General features: G+C 51.9%; 20 protein-coding genes. 9 read left to right on the forward strand and 11 right to left on the reverse strand.

What is annotated here, in order from left to right:
- The gene (locus HALO_RS07640; RefSeq protein WP_035584507.1) at positions 1 to 768 is read right to left on the reverse strand and encodes a class I SAM-dependent methyltransferase; all 768 of its coding nucleotides are present in this window, start codon (positions 766 to 768) and stop codon (positions 1 to 3) included.
- 315 nt (positions 769 to 1,083) lie between these two features.
- Here HALO_RS07640 and nfsA point away from each other — a divergent pair, with 315 nt between their 5' ends.
- From nfsA to HALO_RS07655, 3 genes are all read left to right on the forward strand, one after another.
- Entirely contained in the window at positions 1,084 to 1,815 is a 732-nt protein-coding gene (gene nfsA, locus HALO_RS07645; protein ID WP_035584505.1) for an oxygen-insensitive NADPH nitroreductase, read from the forward strand.
- A gap of 97 nt (positions 1,816 to 1,912) precedes the next feature.
- On the forward strand, positions 1,913 to 2,878 hold the full coding sequence (locus HALO_RS07650; RefSeq protein WP_035584502.1) for a zinc-binding metallopeptidase family protein: 966 nt from the start codon (positions 1,913 to 1,915) through the stop codon (positions 2,876 to 2,878).
- A gap of 132 nt (positions 2,879 to 3,010) precedes the next feature.
- Complete coding sequence (locus HALO_RS07655; protein ID WP_050713279.1) at positions 3,011 to 3,655, forward strand: hypothetical protein; 645 nt, start codon at positions 3,011 to 3,013, stop codon at positions 3,653 to 3,655.
- A 25-nt stretch (positions 3,656 to 3,680) separates the two neighbouring features.
- Here the strand turns inward: HALO_RS07655 and HALO_RS07660 are convergent, their stop codons facing one another.
- From HALO_RS07660 to HALO_RS07675, 4 genes are all read right to left on the reverse strand, one after another.
- Positions 3,681 to 4,487 carry a PEP-CTERM/exosortase system-associated acyltransferase gene (locus HALO_RS07660; protein WP_035584497.1) on the reverse strand — a complete coding sequence of 269 codons (807 nt, stop codon included), beginning with the start codon at positions 4,485 to 4,487 and terminating at the stop codon, positions 3,681 to 3,683.
- A gap of 70 nt (positions 4,488 to 4,557) precedes the next feature.
- The gene (locus HALO_RS07665) at positions 4,558 to 7,392 is read right to left on the reverse strand and encodes a bifunctional diguanylate cyclase/phosphodiesterase (protein ID WP_050713280.1); all 2,835 of its coding nucleotides are present in this window, start codon (positions 7,390 to 7,392) and stop codon (positions 4,558 to 4,560) included.
- Between the two features lie 34 nt (positions 7,393 to 7,426).
- Positions 7,427 to 8,650, reverse strand: coding sequence for a hypothetical protein (locus HALO_RS07670; protein ID WP_197671982.1), 1,224 nt, complete (start codon positions 8,648 to 8,650; stop codon positions 7,427 to 7,429).
- Positions 8,619 to 9,092 carry a hypothetical protein gene (locus HALO_RS07675; RefSeq protein ID WP_197671983.1) on the reverse strand — a complete coding sequence of 158 codons (474 nt, stop codon included), beginning with the start codon at positions 9,090 to 9,092 and terminating at the stop codon, positions 8,619 to 8,621. Before HALO_RS07675 ends, HALO_RS07670 begins: the two co-directional genes overlap by 32 nt.
- Before the next feature lie 349 nt (positions 9,093 to 9,441).
- Between HALO_RS07675 and HALO_RS07680 the strand changes: the two genes are divergently transcribed.
- Positions 9,442 to 10,350, forward strand: a complete 909-nt coding sequence (locus HALO_RS07680) for a dihydrodipicolinate synthase family protein (protein WP_035584488.1) — start codon at positions 9,442 to 9,444, stop codon at positions 10,348 to 10,350.
- Between the two features lie 58 nt (positions 10,351 to 10,408).
- Here HALO_RS07680 and HALO_RS07685 read toward each other — a convergent pair whose 3' ends face one another.
- On the reverse strand, positions 10,409 to 11,344 hold the full coding sequence (locus HALO_RS07685; RefSeq protein ID WP_035584485.1) for a glycerophosphodiester phosphodiesterase family protein: 936 nt from the start codon (positions 11,342 to 11,344) through the stop codon (positions 10,409 to 10,411).
- A 149-nt stretch (positions 11,345 to 11,493) separates the two neighbouring features.
- The gene (locus tag HALO_RS07690; RefSeq protein ID WP_035584482.1) at positions 11,494 to 12,036 is read right to left on the reverse strand and encodes an adenylate kinase; all 543 of its coding nucleotides are present in this window, start codon (positions 12,034 to 12,036) and stop codon (positions 11,494 to 11,496) included.
- A gap of 120 nt (positions 12,037 to 12,156) precedes the next feature.
- Here HALO_RS07690 and HALO_RS23485 point away from each other — a divergent pair, with 120 nt between their 5' ends.
- The 3 genes from HALO_RS23485 (at position 12,157) to HALO_RS07705 (ending at position 13,883) form a co-directional block, all read left to right on the forward strand.
- A complete protein-coding gene (locus HALO_RS23485; protein ID WP_231896821.1) occupies positions 12,157 to 12,291 on the forward strand; it encodes a PQQ-dependent sugar dehydrogenase in 135 nt (44 codons plus the stop codon).
- 178 nt (positions 12,292 to 12,469) lie between these two features.
- Positions 12,470 to 13,159: a VIT1/CCC1 transporter family protein gene (locus tag HALO_RS07700; protein ID WP_035584480.1), complete on the forward strand. Its 690-nt coding sequence runs from the start codon at positions 12,470 to 12,472 to the stop codon at positions 13,157 to 13,159.
- Between the two features lie 94 nt (positions 13,160 to 13,253).
- Positions 13,254 to 13,883 (forward strand): SDR family oxidoreductase, encoded by a 630-nt coding sequence (locus HALO_RS07705; RefSeq protein ID WP_050713281.1) that lies wholly within the window; start codon positions 13,254 to 13,256, stop codon positions 13,881 to 13,883.
- A 15-nt stretch (positions 13,884 to 13,898) separates the two neighbouring features.
- On the opposite strand, the gene HALO_RS07710 is transcribed toward HALO_RS07705, so the two are convergent.
- Complete coding sequence (locus HALO_RS07710; protein ID WP_035584474.1) at positions 13,899 to 14,882, reverse strand: aldo/keto reductase; 984 nt, start codon at positions 14,880 to 14,882, stop codon at positions 13,899 to 13,901.
- A 106-nt stretch (positions 14,883 to 14,988) separates the two neighbouring features.
- On the opposite strand from HALO_RS07710, the gene HALO_RS07715 reads away from it, so the two are divergent.
- Together HALO_RS07715 and HALO_RS07720 are read left to right on the forward strand one after the other, a co-directional pair.
- The gene (locus HALO_RS07715; protein WP_050713282.1) at positions 14,989 to 15,930 is read left to right on the forward strand and encodes a LysR family transcriptional regulator; all 942 of its coding nucleotides are present in this window, start codon (positions 14,989 to 14,991) and stop codon (positions 15,928 to 15,930) included.
- A 41-nt stretch (positions 15,931 to 15,971) separates the two neighbouring features.
- Positions 15,972 to 16,571: a class I SAM-dependent methyltransferase gene (locus tag HALO_RS07720; protein ID WP_035584468.1), complete on the forward strand. Its 600-nt coding sequence runs from the start codon at positions 15,972 to 15,974 to the stop codon at positions 16,569 to 16,571.
- Positions 16,572 to 16,599: 28 nt separating this feature from the next.
- On the opposite strand, the gene HALO_RS07725 is transcribed toward HALO_RS07720, so the two are convergent.
- From HALO_RS07725 to HALO_RS07735, 3 genes are all read right to left on the reverse strand, one after another.
- Positions 16,600 to 16,872 (reverse strand): Txe/YoeB family addiction module toxin, encoded by a 273-nt coding sequence (locus HALO_RS07725; RefSeq protein WP_022522593.1) that lies wholly within the window; start codon positions 16,870 to 16,872, stop codon positions 16,600 to 16,602.
- Positions 16,853 to 17,125 (reverse strand): type II toxin-antitoxin system Phd/YefM family antitoxin, encoded by a 273-nt coding sequence (locus HALO_RS07730; protein ID WP_035584465.1) that lies wholly within the window; start codon positions 17,123 to 17,125, stop codon positions 16,853 to 16,855. The genes HALO_RS07725 and HALO_RS07730 overlap by 20 nt, the downstream gene beginning before the upstream one ends.
- Positions 17,126 to 17,308: 183 nt before the next feature.
- The gene (locus HALO_RS07735) at positions 17,309 to 18,079 is read right to left on the reverse strand and encodes an NAD(P)H-dependent oxidoreductase (RefSeq protein WP_035584462.1); all 771 of its coding nucleotides are present in this window, start codon (positions 18,077 to 18,079) and stop codon (positions 17,309 to 17,311) included.
- Between the last annotated feature and the right edge of the window lie 6 nt (positions 18,080 to 18,085).

Consider the following 18,085-nt stretch of genomic DNA (forward strand, 5'->3'; position numbering starts at 1 on the left):
TTACGTACGGGCTGAAACGCGCAGTCGTACATAGTCTGCCGTCCAGTTGCCTTGCTCATCGCGTAGGCTTTGGCCCAGCAGCGTTAAGGTGTTTTCAAGAACAGCTTCGCGCACATCCTCGTCGAGCCCATGCAAGAAAGGGCTGGCAAAGGTTTCCAGCCATCCCATCATGCCGGTGGGCAGTGGAGTGGGCCGAGGGATCAGCTCAATGCTTTCCACCTTGAAGCCAACTGTTTCCAGCAAATGACCGTACTCGTGAGTGGTCGGGAAGTACCAGGGGTGGCGGCCGCGGGCGCTAATGCCCCGGAACTGCAGAGCGGCAATCAGCGCCGTGCAAATAGCGGCGACATTGCCATGGCCTCCGAACTCGGCCACAAACCGGCCACCCGGCTTCAATGAACGCTTAACGCCTGCTAATACCGCCTGGGGGTCAAGCATCCAGTGCAGCGCCGCATTGCTAAATACGGCATCAAATTCATGGTCGAAAGGCAACTGATGCCCGTCAACGACGCGTGCGGTAACCCCGCGTTGGCGTGCGGCGTTCACCATCTCTTCTGAAGCGTCTACACCGAGAACATCAGCGCCCAGTTGCACGAGGCGCTCTGTCAACGAGCCATCACCGCAGCCAAGATCCAAAATACGTTCGCCGGGTTGAGGCGCTAACAGCTTGACCACTTCGCTGCCTAGCTTAGGTACAAAATTAGCATTCTGGGCGTAGTCGCTGGCATTCCACTCTTGCCCGGGTGCATTTTGAGGGGGATTGGTCATATCGGCTTCCTGGCGTCGTTATTATTCCATCAAGTGTCAGTTGTAAGCGTATAGCCTTAACAGTATAGCTTGCTGACGGCTAACTTATTAGTTAGACATTGAAAATCTAATAAATAATGAGGGATGTCGTGCATCTGTTAGCTGACATATAAGCCTACTTTCATATTCATACTTTTCCCCTTGGTGTGACTGCCGAAGAGGGCTCGTGACAAAGCGCATTGGCAAGGCAGGCGCTAACCCTGTCATATTGTACAAATCTGTTACCCTATATTCAGTTGTTATTCGGTTAAGCGTTACCCAGATAAGCGAGGTTCCATGAACGACGTTATTAAGTTATTGAAATCCCACCGTTCTATCCGTAAGTTTAGCGACCAGCCGATTCCAAAGGCGTTGCTGCTGGAGCTGATCCAAGCCGGGCAGGGAGCAGCAACGTCTAGCCATGTTCAGGCATATACCGTTATCCATGTAAAAAATCAGGCGAATCGCGAGCAGATAGCTGAGTTGGCTGGTGGCCAGGGGTACATTGCTACCTGTGCCGACTTTCTGGTTTTCTGTGCTGATATGAAGCGGCCAACGGAGGCCTCTGAGCGCACTGGCGCAAACGTTGTGCGGGGAATGACCGAGCAGCTTTTGGTAGCGACCGTAGATACCGCGCTAATGGCGCAAAACGTGGCGGTGGCAGCTGAATCCGAAGGGTTGGGGATCTGCTATATCGGTGGTATCCGCAATAATCCCCAAGAGGTTAGCGACCTGCTACGCCTCCCCAAGCACGTGTACCCGGTGTTTGGTATGTGCCTTGGCTATCCGGATCAAGAACCTGAAGTGAAGCCCCGTTTGCCCGTGGAGGCGGTTCTTAAAGAAGACTACTACACTGAAGACGGCGAGCAGGTAGAAGCCTTCGATACGACTATGCAGGCTTACTATCAGGCTCGTAGCAGCAGTAATAAAGATACCGACTGGTCTCGCAATCTCAAGCCTTTGTTTGATAACAAGCTGCGGCCCCATATGCGCGATTTTTTAATCAAGCGCGGCTTTGAAATGAAATAAAGGCGCTGCACGATATTTTTAATAGGATTTTTGGAAAAGAGAACGCTCAGTCGGTCGGTTGAGGTTCTCTTTTCCTCGCTTTCAGGAGCTGTACCGTATGCGTGTATTCTCAAATCCCGTCGGTTCGGGCTCTCTTTGGTTCGACAATCTTGCAACCGCAGACGGGGTTCCCGTCGCCTATGACCCTCAGGCCCGTGCCTTTGTGCCAATGCCACCTTTTTGCATCAATCGCGACGTTATTGGCTGCAACTGGATTGCCCCTAAAGAGGGGGCTTTTTGCCGCTCGTGTTCCATGACAGCACTGGCGCCAGACCCTAGTCTTCCCAACGCTATTCCTAACTGGGCACAAACGGAAGCGGCTAAACGCTGGGTTCTGGATAACCTGGGCCGTTGGCACTGGTTTCGTCCCGAAGACCCAGGCGCGCCGCCGGTGTTTCATCTACTCGCCGAAGGCCCTACGCCTGTCCCGATGGGACACATTGAGGGCGTAGTGACCATCAGCGTGGCCGAGGTAGACCCCGTGCTGGTTACGACGCGTCGTGAAGCGTTAGAAGAGCCTTATCGCACGATGATTGGCCATATGCGCCACGAAATATCGCATATGCTCTGGTGGCGGCTTAGCCTGCGCGAAGATTTCCTTGATGCTTTTCGCGAGATGTTTGGCGACGAGCGCCAGGATTATCAGGCCGCGCTGCAGCGTCACTATATCAATGGGCCACCGTCCGATTGGAAAGAACGCTATTTAACCACCTACGCCTCTGCGCACCCACACGAAGATTGGGCCGAAACTGCTGCACACTTGCTGCATTTAACCGATATTGCCGATAGCTTTGCAGCATCAGACCTCTCTTCGCCGGAGCTGCCTAGCCCACAGTGGGATCCTTATGCCGAGCCTGATGCAGAGCGTTTGATCTACGTGGCTGCGGCGCTGACCGTCGGGGTCAATCACGTCAATCGCTCGATGGGCTTACCAGACCTTTACCCTTTTGTGCTCTCAGAGACGGCCCGTCGTAAACTGGCGTTTGTGCACGACTGGCTGCGCCGGGGCGCGCAGGGGCTGTAACACTGATTGCCATGGCAATAGTGAAGAATTGCCGTGATCATCTATACTGCAGTTCAAGGCTTTATCCACAAACCAATAACAATAAATCCGATGGCGCCGCAAGCCATCGGTCACCCTGCACGGAGACTGCATATGACCCTTAAACGCGCTTACTACCTGTTAGCTGCTTTCTACAGTTTAATAGTGATGATTGGGGTAATTGCCGTACTGGCTGGAGGGGGTAMACTCCTCGCGCCCATTCACTTACTGTTAGGGGCTTTAGCAGTGGTTGGGCTTTGGGGCTATATACTTAAGCGCGGGTTTATGAATCCACGCATGTGGCGACCGTTGGCTGGTGTGTTGGCAGTGGGCATTGTGGTTCAGTTATTTATTATGCTCACAACGCCCCCGTCGAGCGTTTTATTAACCTGGATGCTAACCAGTAGCATTTTTTCCGTCATGTTGGTGATTATGCTCTACCGTTATGGTGATAGAGATCAGCCCCTCTGGGCGTCTGATGAAGAGCGTGCCGCCGCCCGTGAATTAGAGGTTTTGTTAAGCAATAATTCCCCACTAACGGCGATCAAGCGTGATGGAAGTCGTGAGAATAGTGTAAAGGTATCTAAATCGAATGCAGGGTACAAAGCAAGCGTGACGCGGCGTTCCCAAGAGGGCCAAGAGCGCTTTGAAGAGCGCTTTCAATATCCTGAAACGCTAGTGTTTTTCTTAGAGAAATTCACTAGCGTAACGGTTAATGATTTTAGATCCGCATCAGTAGTCGAAAATAATGGAGTTTAATAACTGAGCTTGCAAGTGGGCTAGGCTATAGAGCTGCTACTTTTTTTGTTAGCAGTTCTTCTAGTTGCGGCTCTAATATTTTTCGTATGTGAAGATAAAATGGCATTAACTCTTCATGCATCTCCTTTTCTGCTTTGCTATGGTCGATGTAAAAAGCGTTACGCTTGCCATGCATTTCGATAGATTCTCCGACTTTTGTAAATTTGAATCCGGACATGGAAAGTAGTCTTGGAAGTCTTGGTTCCATCATGGCAAATACGTGACGTTTTTTCATTAAGCCGACGAGCGAGTAAGTTGCAAGGAATAAAGCAATAACTATTAAAGGAAACGTCTTCCTTTCTTGAGCTGTAAATTGGTAATCAAAAGCGCTTGGAGTAAGGGTTTCATGATTTATGGCTTTATGGCGGAATGTTCTAGCAATAGCAAAGCGCGATATTTCACAAATACTCTCATATGGCAGTTTAGCGGGATGCAAAACTTCATGTGGAAGCGTGTGTTCACCAAAATCCTGAAGAGGTAGTCTCTTCATTTTTCCTTCGCCGTAAGGTGCTGGTAATACTAATCTAAGGCAACCAGCTGCTAGTCTCGACCGTCTATGTTCAATCAAACAGTGAATGGAGTGAGAGTCGTGAATGTCAGATTCGGTCTTTTTGTCAGTTAATTGGGCCGGGTGGTAGCCGATTTCTTGACAATAGACTTCGTGGCGGAGCTTATATATTCGGTTTTTTTCAGTTTCAGTGAGGGCAATACTGAAAATAAAATCATCATTAAAAGAGCTGAAAAGATCTGCAAGTGTGTTGCTAGTTTTCTCCTTTTTTTGAGCTGCTTCCATCACTATTTTTCCTTGGTTAATTAATTGGCTGGATGGTTTTTTGCGGTTTGTTTGTTAAAAATAATACGCGTCATTCATGATCTGTAAAGGCTGTCCGGATAGGAACTGGCCGTCCTAAGTGGAATCCTTGGCCATAAGTTATCCCATAAGCCTTGAGTATTGGCAATAGCGCTTCCTGATCAACGAACTCAGCAATCGTTTGCTTGCCAAAACCTTTCGCAATGTCGGCAATAGCACGAACAATAACGCGGCTGTCAGGGCTGATTAGCAAGCTGCGGATAAAAGAGCCATCAATCTTAATATAATCCACGGGCAACTGCCCTAAATAGTGGAAACTGCTAAAGCCTACCCCAAAGTCATCCAGTGCCGTGCGGCAACCCAGGTCGCGTACTGCTTGTAGTACGCCGCGCGCAGTAGAAAAATCAGTAACCGCCGCTGTTTCTGTCACTTCCAATATTAGATGGTGAGGATCAGCGCCGCTGGCAGTCAGCTCGTCTGCCAAATACTGCTTTAGCCCTCCATCGTGAAGGGATTGGCCGGAAAGGTTCACCGCTAGGGTGATACCTCGGTCCTGAAGTTGGCTAAGTGCCTTTAAGCTGTGCCGCAATACCCAACGGTCGATTAAGACAATTTGCCCACTCTGTTCGGCAATAGGAATAAAGTGCGCCGGGGAGATTAGGCTGCCATCCGAGTCGCGCATCCGCAGCAGCACCTCGTGGTGTTTTACGTCTTGGTCTTCCAGGCGCATGATGGGCTGCACCATTAGCTCGAAGTTATCCTCTTCAAGCGCATTGCGTATACGGTCAACCCAGTAAACTCGCTCTTGTAGTTCGTCTTTGGCATTCTCTGACTTGGAAAGTAGATGCCAGTGATGAAGACCGCTCTCCTTAGCTTTATACATAGCCACATCAGCACTAGCCATAAGATCCGCCGGTGTATTGCCATGGGTTGGAAACAGCGCAATGCCAATACTGGCCGTTACCCGGTGACGTCGTTCTCCGACAGTGAAACCAATGCCGTCTAGCAGTTGCACTATATATTGCGCGACATTTACTGCTTGATCGGCGTTGGTATCTTCTAACAGTAGGGCAAACTCGTCGCCCCCCAGACGGGCTATGACGCCACGGCGGCCAAGATTATGGAGCAGGGTGTAGGCAACTTCGCAGAGTAATTTGTCTCCCACATGATGCCCGCTCAGTTCATTTACTTCTTTGAACTGATTTAAATCCAGCAACAGTATCGCCCCTTTTGCCTTAGTAGGGCGCTCAAGAGCGATTTGCAGGGCATGTTGGAAGTAACGCCGGTTGTACAGTTCTGTTAGCGGGTCGCGTTCAGCCAACCAAGTGAGTCGTGCTTCGGCAGCCTTGCGCTCGGTAATATCGAGCCCCACTGATATGCGTGAAACCTTCCTCTCACTACCTGTTTGTAACGGTGCATGATACCAAGCAATAGTATGAATCCGCTGGTCGGGCGTACGTAGCGTTTTTTCCTCTTGTTGGGGATGGGAAAACGTATGCACAGTGGTAGGGACACCCGCCTCGAAGACATCAACGAAGTGCCTTCCAAGTAGCGAGGCTTCATTTAGCCCCAACATCAACTGCGCATACTCATTGGCTAGGCTGATCCGACCAGTGCAGTCTTGAGCAATGATAAATACCTGGGCTGTGTCCAGCAGGCCACTGATGAAATCACGCTCTTCAGCTAACTCTTCAATACGCTCGTCCAGTTGATGGCCGCGCTCCTGAACCTCTCCTTCTAACAATTCAAGTTGGCGCGCTAGTTCGAGCGTGCTGCTCTCAAGCACATCTATCTCGTCGGGAATGCGACGGCGGTGGCTGGGAATGGCGGTATGTATGTCGTTAAACTTCCCGTCGGCTAGGGCAGGGAGCAACCCGGCGACKCTGCGCAGTCGAGCCATTGGGCCCAGCAATATGACTAATAAAAGTAGTTCCGCAGCAATCCAGCCGAGTACGCCGACGAATAACTGAGTGCGAGTATCCTGATTAATAGCCTTAATTTGCTCGGTAATGTCGGATATCAGCAGGAAGTACCCTACATTACTGCGTTCGTTATCTTCTTCCATGCGCACTGCGCTTATTTCTAAATGCCTGCCGCTATGCTCAAGGCTTAGTGGTGCTTCCATTAATCGGCGCACAGGGGCCGCATCTGCCGCTCGCTGTAAAGGTATTAAGCTTTGTTTTTCGCTAGTGAGTGCCAGCAATTGACCATTCCAAGCTTGCAGTTGCCGTGTTGCCGTTACCTGACTGTCTTCAGCGGGCCCGGTAACGAGTAGTGCAACTTCACCGCCAGACACTTCTTTGGCTTGCCGAGTGACATCGGCTAACGATCGGGACAACACGACCATACCGACACTTTCTCCCTCCACTAGCACCGGCACGGCCGCAAACTGCTGGCAGCTAGTTGAACAGCGCAGCGCTGAAAGAGGGCGTTCAGTATTCATAACACGCCTTACCCAGCTTAAGAGGGGAAGCTGTGCTTGTAAATTTCCGGCTCCCCAATTACCCAATACTTGACCGCGAGTATTAATGATTAGAATCTCATCAATCCCCGCCTCAAGCTGTAGTGTGGGCCACTGGGTATCGAGCGCTTGTTCCACCACGGCTGCGTTACCCGCTTGTAAGGGAGAGCCTAAGCTTGCCGAGGCGGCAGTTAAGCCAGCTAACTGGCGTAAACTTTCCGATGAACGAACTAGCGCTAAACGAATTTCTCGCTGCTGGCGCTCATGGTGCTGGCTGCGGCTTTCTTGAAACTGACGAGTTAGGTTGTTGTGGCCCAGCCAGGTAAATAGTGTTACCAGCGCCAACAGCAGTAAGCTACTTAATGCGATGACCCGCCAGGTCAGGCTAAGGCGCTGAGGCATTCGAAAAAAAGTAAATATTTTCATTGCAGTAACGTCCTAGCCAGGATCGTGGGGAGCCTCAAAAACGCAGCGATAGCTGGAACAGCCACATGTTCCAGCGTCGACTGGTCGCTGATGAATCTGGATTATCCTGAATAGGCAGCCAGCCAGTGCCGTCTACATGGTGGTATTCACCTGCCAGCATAACTTGAGGGTGTGGTGTCCACTGCAGTCCAAAGGTCAGGTCATCTGCAAATTGGGTATGCGCTGGGACGTTCCCCCCGGTGCTTTCCTCGAAAGATTTACCGTTGCGGTCTGCGCGATTGCTTGTGAGGCTGTCGTAACGTACAAGCCATTGCCATTCACTAGCAAAACGCCGCGCGTATTGGATATACCAACTTTCACCAGTGACATCATTTACCCAGCGGTTTTCTACGCCGCCAAGTTTCGTTGGTCTGAGGGCGAATTCACCCGTTAAGCTCCAAAGTTCTTCATTATATTGTATTGAAAACACAACTGGGCGAAACCGAAAAGAGACATCTGTCTGTTCTGAAATGCTTGAATCAAATCGTGCTTTTGCTTGAGCAGTACTCAGTGCTGCAACAATACGACCTCCGTCATGCTCATAACGAATTTGTCCTATAGCTGACTGCTTAGCATCGAGTGTACCTGGTACATCTTCTAGACGAAGCGTGCTTCGTAAGTCCTCTCCTGCTTGAGCTTGGCCGATACCTACCTGCGCTCGAAGGACGCCCGTAGCCAGTCTTTCCTCGTGGTAGAGGCTCACACCATCCCCTGAAAGCCCCAGTGACCGTGTGCGATCAAAGTAAATAGATTGGGGCAGTAGAATGCTAGGACGTGTAAATGCCACATCACGTGTCTGATTATAAAACCCGAAGGGATTTTTGAACCTTCCTAGCTGTACACCAAAGGTACGCTGCTGATTAGACACCATTTGGTAATCAATCAGACCGTAATCCAATTTCGGTTCTACATCGCTGCTTTCACCTCCGGCCCGGCGGCTTAACATCTGAGCAGCAACAAGCACATCCTGATGGGGCCTTAAGGATACATTGAGGCCGACTTCTGTGAATTCGAAGCTGCCTTCATCTCGACTGCTGTGGCCGAAAAAATTGTTATCGTCAGTAATAATCAGTGCTTGGCTAAGAAAGCCGTGCACCTGCAGAGTATCCAGAACGTGTTCATCGCTTTGGGCATGAGCAGAGAAGCCCATCACAACGCCGCTAATTAAAGCGGCAATAGCTCGACATTCATTCCATCGAAATGACTTGGACACTATCATCCAGATACTCCCTTTCAAGATAGCCAATCGCACCGGGTGTCGTGGCAACGCGTTCGCGCATCTCTTCCTGATCGTTTACTCGGTCGGGGGCTTGCCCGGTACCTGAGAAGACCATACGGTCCCAAGCCAACTGAAGTTGGTGCGGGTAGGCAGCCAATTGCTCTTTGGCAAAACGAGCATGCACGGGGTTACTATTACTTAATACGAAAACCCTAACCGCTTGACCATCTGGCCATGTGCGTTGGCGCATCGCGAAAATTGCGCGGGTGGTATCTCGGTTTAGCCAGCGGGTAGTGACTTCAGGGTGAGCCACTAAAAAAATCGGCGCTTCCCTAGCGATGGCATTCGTTGTAGCGAAAGCGAGTCCCACCAACAAAATAAGGGTGGTCACTGCCAGTAAGGCCAATCGCAATAGAGAACCGCTTATAACGGGTGATGGCATTGGCGGTAGCTTACTGGTTGAGTGATGTACGCCAGGTTCAAGCACGGTGCAGTTCTGTTCTGCACATGAAAAGTGTATGAATTGATGACGTGTTCTCCCTTGCAATACTAACGGCACTGTTTTTATATTCAGTTCGAACGATGTAGCTGAAAGATATGCGTTCAAAAGCTGTGCCGTATCGCTACGACGCTTACCCAAACACTACATCAATTCAAGAAAAATAACAGGAAGTTATGTCAACGAACAGCGAGGATAAGTTGTGGCTATTCCATTCCCGTCTGCTTGTACATAATAACGAATCGTCTTTGCGACTCGGCGACTGCTACCATCTTAAAAAGGATCATCCACTATGTTCACCGGCCTAAGTGCTTTTCCGCTAACTCCCATGAATGAGCAGAGCATTAATGAGCATGAGTTTGTCCGCCTAGTCGAGTACTTAGCTGAAGCTGGGGTGGACTCCATTGGCGTGCTGGGCTCGACGGGTAGCTACGCTTATTTAAACCGTGAAGAGCGCGCCCGTGTTGTCCAGCTTAGCGTTGAAAGCGCAGGTGGCATGCCTATTGTCGTAGGCATTGGTGCGCTCCGTACTCGCGATGTGCTGGCTAATGTAGAAAACGCCCAGCAAGCGGGTGCCAGCGGGGTGTTGCTAGCGCCGGTGTCCTATCAAAAACTCACTAATGACGAGGTTTTCGATCTATACGCAACGGTCTGCCAATCGCTGAGTGTGCCGCTATGTGTTTACGACAACCCCGGCACTACCCATTTTGAATTCAGCGATGAGCTGCATGGTCGAATCGCCCAACTGCCCCAGGTTCGCTCTATCAAGATTCCCCCGGTGAACAACGATATTGTAGCGGCAACGGAGCGAGTTACGCGGCTGCGCAAGCTGATCCCCTCTGATGTCACCATCGGCATCAGCGGCGACGCGGCGGCAGCCACCGGCCTCAATGCAGGGTGCGATGCCTGGTACTCGGTTATCGGCGGGATATACCCGAAAGCAGCGCTGGCGCTAACTCGGGCCGCTCAGGCAGGGGAGGCTCAACAGGCCAAAGCGCTTTCAGACGCCCTTGAGCCGCTATGGGCACTCTACCGTGAGTACGGTGGCAGCCTAAGGGTAGCCGCCACCATTGCCGAAGTCACCGGCAAAGTGAGCCACCCGTGCTTGCCGCAGCCGCTTAAAACGCTGCAAGGGGATAACCGCAAGAAAGTGGAACGGGTACTGGAGCAGCTTGGTCTAGAATCTGAAAGTAGCAATTAAAGCCGCGCTATAAAAAACGCCCAGCCATGGCTGGGCGTATGAGCGCTTTCAACGATGCTCACTCAACGAGCTCAATCAGGCGATCAGGATAATTGGTGAACAGGCCGTTGGCGCCCATTTCCATCAAACGCTCCATCTCATCGGTCTCATTAATGGTATAGACGTGTACCGGCAGGCCGTTTTCATTCGCTTGGCGGATGAAGTCGGCATCAATAACTTCGCGGCCATCGTAGATGAAGTTGGTGCCCATACCGACCGCGTAATCCGATACCGCTTGGAAATCCTCATCGGTAATTTCTTCTGGCCCTGGGGTTACACCTGTCCACTCCACTAAGCGTGATGCGTCCTCTTCACTGGGGGAGTACCAAACCAGTTGAATCAGCGGAATATCGTCATTGAGTGCCTGCACTTTTAACAGGCTGTCCTGCTCGAAAGACTGCACTAATACGTGGCCATTCTCGACCATCTCGTACTCTTCCAGTGTTTCTACCAGGGCTTCTTCCAAACCTGGGTTTAGCTGTGGTGACTTGGTTTCAATGTAGTAACGGGCATCGTGACCGAAGCGCTCGAATAGTTCATCCAGCGTGAGAATTTTTGCCCCTTCAAAGCTGTCGTCTGATTTGTCAGCGTTGGCCACATTAAACCAAGTGCCGGTATCCAGCGCTTTCAGCTCTTCCAAGGTGAAGTCATTAATCTTACCTTCACCATCGCTGGTGCGATCAATGGCGTCATCATGGAACACCACCAACTCACCATCGGCGGTGAGTTGGGCGTCCAGCTCTAAGTAATCGACCCCCCACTCATGGGCCAGTTCATAGGCTGCCATGGTGCTTTCCGGCGCGTGACCGCTGGCACCGCGATGGGCGATCACTTGAAATGACTCAAGCTCTTTGAGTTGCTCCTCCAGCGCGGTGGACTCCGCCAGCGCGGTGGTTGTGGCAGCACCAGCAAAAAGCCCCAGTGACATTGTGGCGAATAACGAATGACGTTGCATGAAAGTACCTTAATTGAATGTTCGTTCAATAAGCGTACATGGCCTGAAGCGTTAAAGCCAAATGGCGAGAACTGTTCGGTGATTCATCGAGAGCCTAAGAGAGCAGCCATCAAGCGAATACGCAGCGGGGCTATATAGCCACCTAAGAGCTAAGTACCCACTTTGAGACTCTTCACAAACGCTTGCGCTTCTTTTATAGAGGTCAAACGTACAAATTGAATATGCGCATAGCGTGGATTCACCATATCGGCAAAGTAGCGTTTACGGTTTTGCCGCCACGTTTTTAGTGACCATAGCAGAACCGAATCACGGCTTAGAAATGTTTTGCGGAAGCTCTCGTGATTCCCTGTGCCAGGCCAAAGCTCTTCTTGGCTTATGATGCGTTTAACAGCACGGGTGAGGGCTTGGCTAAATACTCGCCAAAAGGGGTAGTCGATCCACACCACCATATCCACATCGCGCCACTTTATATGCCGAGTGCGGTCAAAATTACCGTCCAGTATCCACTCTTGTGGTGAGGCTGCTAAAGCGTTTTCCAGCTCAGGGAAGAACACATCGTCCGGCGCTCCTTGCCAGTTAGCGCGCCAGAATAATTGATCAAGCTGAACGCATGGGGCGTTCAAAGCGCCTGCGAGCTGCTTTGCGAGGGTGCTCTTGCCGCTGCCACTCGTGCCGACCACATTAATCTTCATGGGAGTTCTCTTTAGGTGGCGCAACATTTTAATGAGTGCACAGAGAGGCAGCAAGGGCACCATACGGTGTCAATGAGTACCCTGGTACCGTGCCGCCACTTTTAGAATGGACGCCCTCTATTGCTCGCCTCAGGGATAGCGCTTTACAGCGGTGCGCTGTTCTCGCAGTGGCAGGGCGATATACTGATAGGAACGCTGGTAAATAAAGAAGTGCGCCGGGTACGTTTAACGATGGTAGCGAAGCCGACGATGTAGAAGGCCTGTTTGGTGAGCTAGATGAGCGTATAAGAGATGTGCGAGTAGGCCCATAAGGTGAAGTGGACCTACTTACCGACAGCCCCGAAGGCAGGCTGCTTCGAGTAGTGCCAGAAAAATAGCTCATGGCCCAGGATGCTATTGTTGACTTGGATGTCCCTCACAGAAAGGAAAGCCCATGATCCATACAGAGCACCATCGATCTCACCGTACCGGTTGGCTGCGAGCCGCGGTGATGGGCGCGAATGACGGCATTGTCTCGACCAGCAGTCTGATACTGGGCGTTGCCGCAGCTAATACCACTCAAGGCGATATTATGCTGGCGGGTATTGCAGGCTTGGTGGCTGGTGCGATGTCGATGGCGGCGGGGGAGTATGTTTCAGTAAGCTCGCAATCGGATACTGAAAACGCCGATCTCGACATCGAGCGCCAAGCATTGGCTGAGCATTACGAACTAGAACAGGACGAGCTCGCCGCTATTTATGAAACGCGCGGCTTGGCACCCGAATTGGCACGACAAGTCGCCGAACAATTGATGGTCAATGACGCCCTAGGCGCCCATGCGCGAGACGAGATTGGCATCACCGACCTCAGTCAAGCGCACCCCCTGCAAGCAGCACTCTCTTCAGCCGCGACGTTCACCATCGGCGCTCTTTTGCCGCTACTGGTCGCTTGGTGGGCGCCTCCCGCGCTGCTTATTCATTTGGTCGCGTTGTTCTCACTGCTCTTTTTGGCCTTGCTGGGCGCTATAGCTGCCCGAGTGGGTGGAGCACCCATCCTAAAAGCTGCGGCAAGAGTGATGTTTTGGGGCGCTCTTGCGATGGCATTAACCTCCGCCATCGGGCATGTGTTTGGAGTGATGGCTTAAATGCCTCAACTGCTGCGGCGTACCATGCTACAGGGTTGAATTTCGCCTAAGTGCCAGCATTGATAGAGGGGTAAGCAATTCACAAGGAGTCGTTATGACAACGTTAGTGATTGGCGCGAACGGACAGATTGGCAAGCAGTTTTGCGAACTGGCCCAAAAAGCGGGCACGCCCATCAAGGCAATGATTCGCAGTGAAGAGCAGGCAGCCTGGTTCAAAGAGCACGGCATTGATACCGTGGTCGCCGATTTAGAAGGTGAGTTTGAGCACGCCTTTGATGGCTGTGACCAAGTGGTCTTCACGGCGGGATCAGGCCCCCACACCGGGCCGGATAAAACACTGATGATTGACCTTTTTGGTGCCATTCGTRCCTCCGATATCGCCAAGCAAAAAGGTCTTTCCCGCTACATCATGATTAGCGCTATGCGAGCGGAACAACCACTGGACGCGCCCGAGAAAATGCGCCCCTATATGGCCGCGAAATTTGCCGCCGATGCTCACCTTCGCAACAGTGGTGTTCCCTACGTCATTCTCAAGCCTGGCCGTTTGACCGACGAAGCCGCTAGTCAGCAGTTCGCCAGCTCGTTTGACGAAGCTGGCGATAACCAAATCTCCCGGGCTAATGTCGCTCACGCCCTGCTCCACACAGTGCAGACGTCCAGTTTGAAGAATCAGGAGTACCTACTATTGGATGGTAAGCGTTCAATTGGCGAGATTATTCAGTAGGCAAGTGGCCGACACTCACGCATTAACCCCCTTCATGCCCTCCGGCGTATAGCGCTCACCGGTCACCGGAAGGTCGACGGTGGCGGTTTCCAACTGCTCTTGCTCATCAGTGGTCAGGGTAATGGACGTCGCTGCCGCATTCTCTTCAAGGTAGCGCAGCCGCTTGGTGCCGGGAATCGGCACAATGTTATTGCCTTTGGATAGCAGCCAAGCTAACGATAGCTGCGCCGGAGTGCAGCCTTTGAGCGCTGCCACTTCGCCGATCACGTCGGCGATACGGCGGTTGGCACCCATGGCCTGTTCAGAAAAGCGTGGCAGGTTAGGACGAAAATCGTCTTCGCCGAAATCGCTGGTATCCTGAAATCTGCCCGTCAAAAACCCCCGGCCCAGAGGTGAGTAGGGCACGAAGCCGATGCCGAGTTCCTTGCAGGTGGGCAGTACCGCTTGCTCCACGTCCCGCGTCCACAGCGAATACTCGGTTTGCACGGCGGTAACCGGGTACACCGCATGGGCACGGCGCAGGGTATCAGCGCTGACTTCGCAGAGGCCAATGTGGGCAATTTTTCCCTCTTTCACCAGCTGCCCCAAGCCCTCCATGGTCTCTTCAATGGGGATTTCCGGGTTAACGCGGTGGACGTAGTAGAGATCGATTTGCTCAACACCCAGCCGCTTCAGCGACGCCTCGCAGGCTTGCCGGGCATAGCGGGCGCTGCTGTCCAGGCTGCGTTGGTATTCGCCGGGGTTGCGCACAATGCCAAACTTAGTGGCGATACGCACCCTGGGCTTGTGGCTGGCGAGAAAACGACCAATTAACTCCTCATTATGGTGTGGCCCATACATATCTGCCGTATCGAAAAAGTTGATCCCCAGCTCCACCGCTTGGGCCAATACTCGAAGCGATTCGCTATCGTCTCGGGGGCCATAAAACTCGCTCATTCCCATGCAGCCTAAGCCAATGGCGGAAACGGTTAGGTCGGTTCCGAGTGTACGTTTTTGCATGCTATGTCTCCTGTCATTACTTACGAAACCATGGCTCATCAAGAGATCGTGAGCCGTTTTCGAGCGCTTGTTGAAACGCGCAATAACAGCGTGGCACTATCCAATAATGAAAAAAATGAACGATTTCGGTAAGCCGTTTACCAGTTTTGAAAACCAGATGCCCCGCGGGTGGGTCTGGGATGACACACGAGCCTTTCTGGCGGTGGCCCGCCACGGCACTTTGAGCGGCGCGGCAGCGGAACTCCATCTGGGGATCGCGACGCTCTCCCGGCGTATCGAGCGGCTGGAAAAAGCCTTAAAGCTTCCGTTGTTCGTTCGTCAGCAGTCGGGCTATCAGCTTACCGAGGAAGGGGCCGGGCTAATCGAAAAAGCCGAAGCGCTGGAAGCCGCCGCAGCTGCCTTCTCTAGCGGCGGCGCACTCGCTACGCAACTGAGCGGCAGGGTGCGTTTGGCCACGGCTGAAAACCTTGCCACGTCGTTGATTCTGCCYGCATTGCCACAATTTTATGCTCAGTACCCCGGCATCACACTTGAGCTGGTGACCGATATCTCTACCGTTAATTTGCACCGCCGCGACGCCGATGTAGCACTTAGAATGGTCAAGCCCGAGCGGGGTAATGTCACCCTTCGCCGACTCGGCTCGCTGGGTTTCGGGCTATACGCCAGCCCCAATTATGTAGCGCAGCGTGAGGCTCACCACGATGCTGGCAATTACGACACCGACGCCTTTATCACCTGGGGCGAAACGCAGGCGCACCTGCCTGCCGCTCAGTGGGTTGAGCGGATTCTGCAAGGGCAGGAACCTGCGCTAACTACTACCTCGCTGGCGACCCAGTTAGCGGCGGCGAAAGCGGGGCTGGGGATAGCGGTGTTGCCGCATTTTCTGGCGTTGGRGGCTGGACTGGTGTGTGTCGCTGCGGATATTGGCGTGGATCAGCCCATCTATCTCGTTATTCAGACGGATCTCACCCAATCAGGCCGTACCCGGGCCGTGGCGGACTTTCTGACTGAGCTGGTGGCCAGTAACCGCAAGCGCTTGAGTGGGTGATATAGTCACTAATTACTCACTTTTTATCTTACAGGCCATCCATGACACCCACTGATATTGGCAGCGCCTACGATCAGATCACCCACCTCTGGCAAAGCGACAAATTCAATCTCGCTAACGGGATAGAGGCGCACAAAAGGGCGCTTTCGTTTGTGAAGGGCCGAGGAAAGGCACTCGATATCGGTTGTGGGTGTACCGGCCGCTTTATCGACTTCTTGCAACATGAAGGCTTTACGCCTGAGGGCGTGGATATTTCCGATGAAATGCTGCGCCTCGCTAAGCAGAAGCATCCAGACGTGACCTTTCACCACCAGGATATTTGCCAGTGGCAACCGTCGGCAAAATACGACTTCATCACCGCTTGGGACAGCATCTGGCATATTCCGCTGGCGCAGCAGGAAAGTGTGATGACCAAACTTATCGGAAGCCTGAATAAGGGTGGGGTACTGATCTTCTCTTTCGGCGGTACCGACGAACCTGGTGAGCATACCGATAGTTTTATGGGGCCCGAGGTCTACTACTCTACGCTTGGCACAAACGGCTTCGTATCCTTATTGATGAAGTTAGGCGCGGTGTGCAGACATCTGGAGTACGATCAGCACCCGGAGTTGCATACTTATTTGATAGTGCAGAAAAGGTAGCGTCGTGCTTTTCATCAATTAACTATTATCAGGACTGATCGTAATGTCCGCCGATGGCAAAAATATAAATAGCTTTGTCATCGAACCGGTAGATCAGCCGATCTCTTTGTGAAATGCGCCTTGACCACAAGCCAGAAAGATTGTGTCTGAGTGGCTCGGGTTTTCCGATACCAGCCGTTGGATCGTCAGAGCGGAGCATTTCTTTTAAGAGTTTGCAGAGCGCTTTATGCAGCTTCTTATCTGTTTCACGCATTTTTTCATAGGCTTCCCACGTACGGCCCTCAAATACCAGTGATCTCATTCATCTGCTCATTATCAGGTTGGTATCCTTGACCACGACTATGGGTATCTAGAGAAGCCGCAATTTGTTGCATGAGGTCTCGGTTCTGAAGCACATGCAGTGTTTCTTGCTCTCTTTCCCAGTCCTCAGCGCTAATCACCACAAACGCCTCTCCGGCACGACGGGTTACCTTTAAGGGTTCGTGCTGGCTAATCACTTGTTCTACTACGCTTTTCAGGTTGTCTCTGAATTTGTTAACACTGATAATATCCATAACGTCACCATAATGTACGGAAATTCCGTACAACTATATCTCACTAGCTCCGACAAGGCCAAGCGCAGCGATAGCTTTATCGCTGCGCTTGGCCTAGATTTCCTGAATTCATAGTTGCACGTGCTGGTAATATTGTGCAGCTAATAATACTTTGTCTGAATGATGTTGCTGTCTAAAAATCTGCTAATGGTCGATGTGAATGGTCAGTCCCTCTTTCCCCATAGCAATATGGTCAGCGAGTATATTTTGCTGATACTCCCCACCATTTTGCCGCCGGAATGGAATAGGGGATTCATTAAAAAGATTTTCGAGGCGTAGACGCCAAGCGGCTAGCTCCTTCGCTACGCTGACTTTCGAAAGTTTGCCGGTGCCATACACGGCATGGGTTGGCAGTACATCCATACCTGGGAAAAACAGGGCGCCGTGGGTGATGGGGAATAGCAATTCCTCCAAGGGGCCATTAATACCTCGGGGTGAATAGTCCTCCGCTGGGCCACCCACCATTACCGACAGTAATGCCCGTTTGCCTTTGAGAATACCGTCTCCATAGCGATAACGATTGCCTTCATCTTTGTATCCGTAAGCAAATCCATAGGCGTACACCCGGTCTATCCAGCCTTTGAGAATGGCGGGCATACCAAACCACCACAAGGGAAAGTGGAATATGACGGCGTCGGCGGCAAGCAGCTTGTCCTGCTCTGCGGCGACATCCTGCGTCTGCTGGTGAGTGGCATAGGCGTGCTGCGACTCTTGAATAAAGCCTAGCCGGTCATTATTTATACGGTTGGGGAAATCGTGCTCATCAAACGTCGCTTTCCAACCCATGCCATATAGGTCTGACTGCAGCACGGTTTGGCCTTGTCGCTCCAGTATTTGTACCGTTTCAGTTACGAACCGGCGGGTCAATGATGTGGGCTCTGGGTGCGCATACACAATTAATATGGTCTTGGACACTTTAAT

Origin of the sequence: Halomonas sp. R57-5 (assembly GCF_900070345.1) — a bacterium.
GTDB classification, from domain to species: domain Bacteria; phylum Pseudomonadota; class Gammaproteobacteria; order Pseudomonadales; family Halomonadaceae; genus Vreelandella; species Vreelandella ventosae_B.

Coding starts and splice junctions, on each gene's coding strand:
- HALO_RS07690 (WP_035584482.1), bottom strand. CDS start 12,036: ATGAAGATTAATGTGGTCGGCACGAGTGGCAGCGGCAAGAGCACCCTC.
- HALO_RS07685 (WP_035584485.1), bottom strand. CDS start 11,344: ATGCAACGTCATTCGTTATTCGCCACAATGTCACTGGGGCTTTTTGCT.
- HALO_RS07730 (WP_035584465.1), bottom strand. CDS start 17,125: ATGGATATTATCAGTGTTAACAAATTCAGAGACAACCTGAAAAGCGTA.
- HALO_RS07660 (WP_035584497.1), bottom strand. CDS start 4,487: ATGGAAGCAGCTCAAAAAAAGGAGAAAACTAGCAACACACTTGCAGAT.
- HALO_RS07720 (WP_035584468.1), top strand. CDS start 15,972: ATGACACCCACTGATATTGGCAGCGCCTACGATCAGATCACCCACCTC.
- HALO_RS07650 (WP_035584502.1), top strand. CDS start 1,913: ATGCGTGTATTCTCAAATCCCGTCGGTTCGGGCTCTCTTTGGTTCGAC.
- HALO_RS07710 (WP_035584474.1), bottom strand. CDS start 14,882: ATGCAAAAACGTACACTCGGAACCGACCTAACCGTTTCCGCCATTGGC.
- HALO_RS07725 (WP_022522593.1), bottom strand. CDS start 16,872: ATGAGATCACTGGTATTTGAGGGCCGTACGTGGGAAGCCTATGAAAAA.
- HALO_RS07700 (WP_035584480.1), top strand. CDS start 12,470: ATGATCCATACAGAGCACCATCGATCTCACCGTACCGGTTGGCTGCGA.
- HALO_RS07680 (WP_035584488.1), top strand. CDS start 9,442: ATGTTCACCGGCCTAAGTGCTTTTCCGCTAACTCCCATGAATGAGCAG.
- HALO_RS07640 (WP_035584507.1), bottom strand. CDS start 768: ATGACCAATCCCCCTCAAAATGCACCCGGGCAAGAGTGGAATGCCAGC.
- HALO_RS07670 (WP_197671982.1), bottom strand. CDS start 8,650: ATGATAGTGTCCAAGTCATTTCGATGGAATGAATGTCGAGCTATTGCC.
- HALO_RS07675 (WP_197671983.1), bottom strand. CDS start 9,092: ATGCCATCACCCGTTATAAGCGGTTCTCTATTGCGATTGGCCTTACTG.
- nfsA (WP_035584505.1), top strand. CDS start 1,084: ATGAACGACGTTATTAAGTTATTGAAATCCCACCGTTCTATCCGTAAG.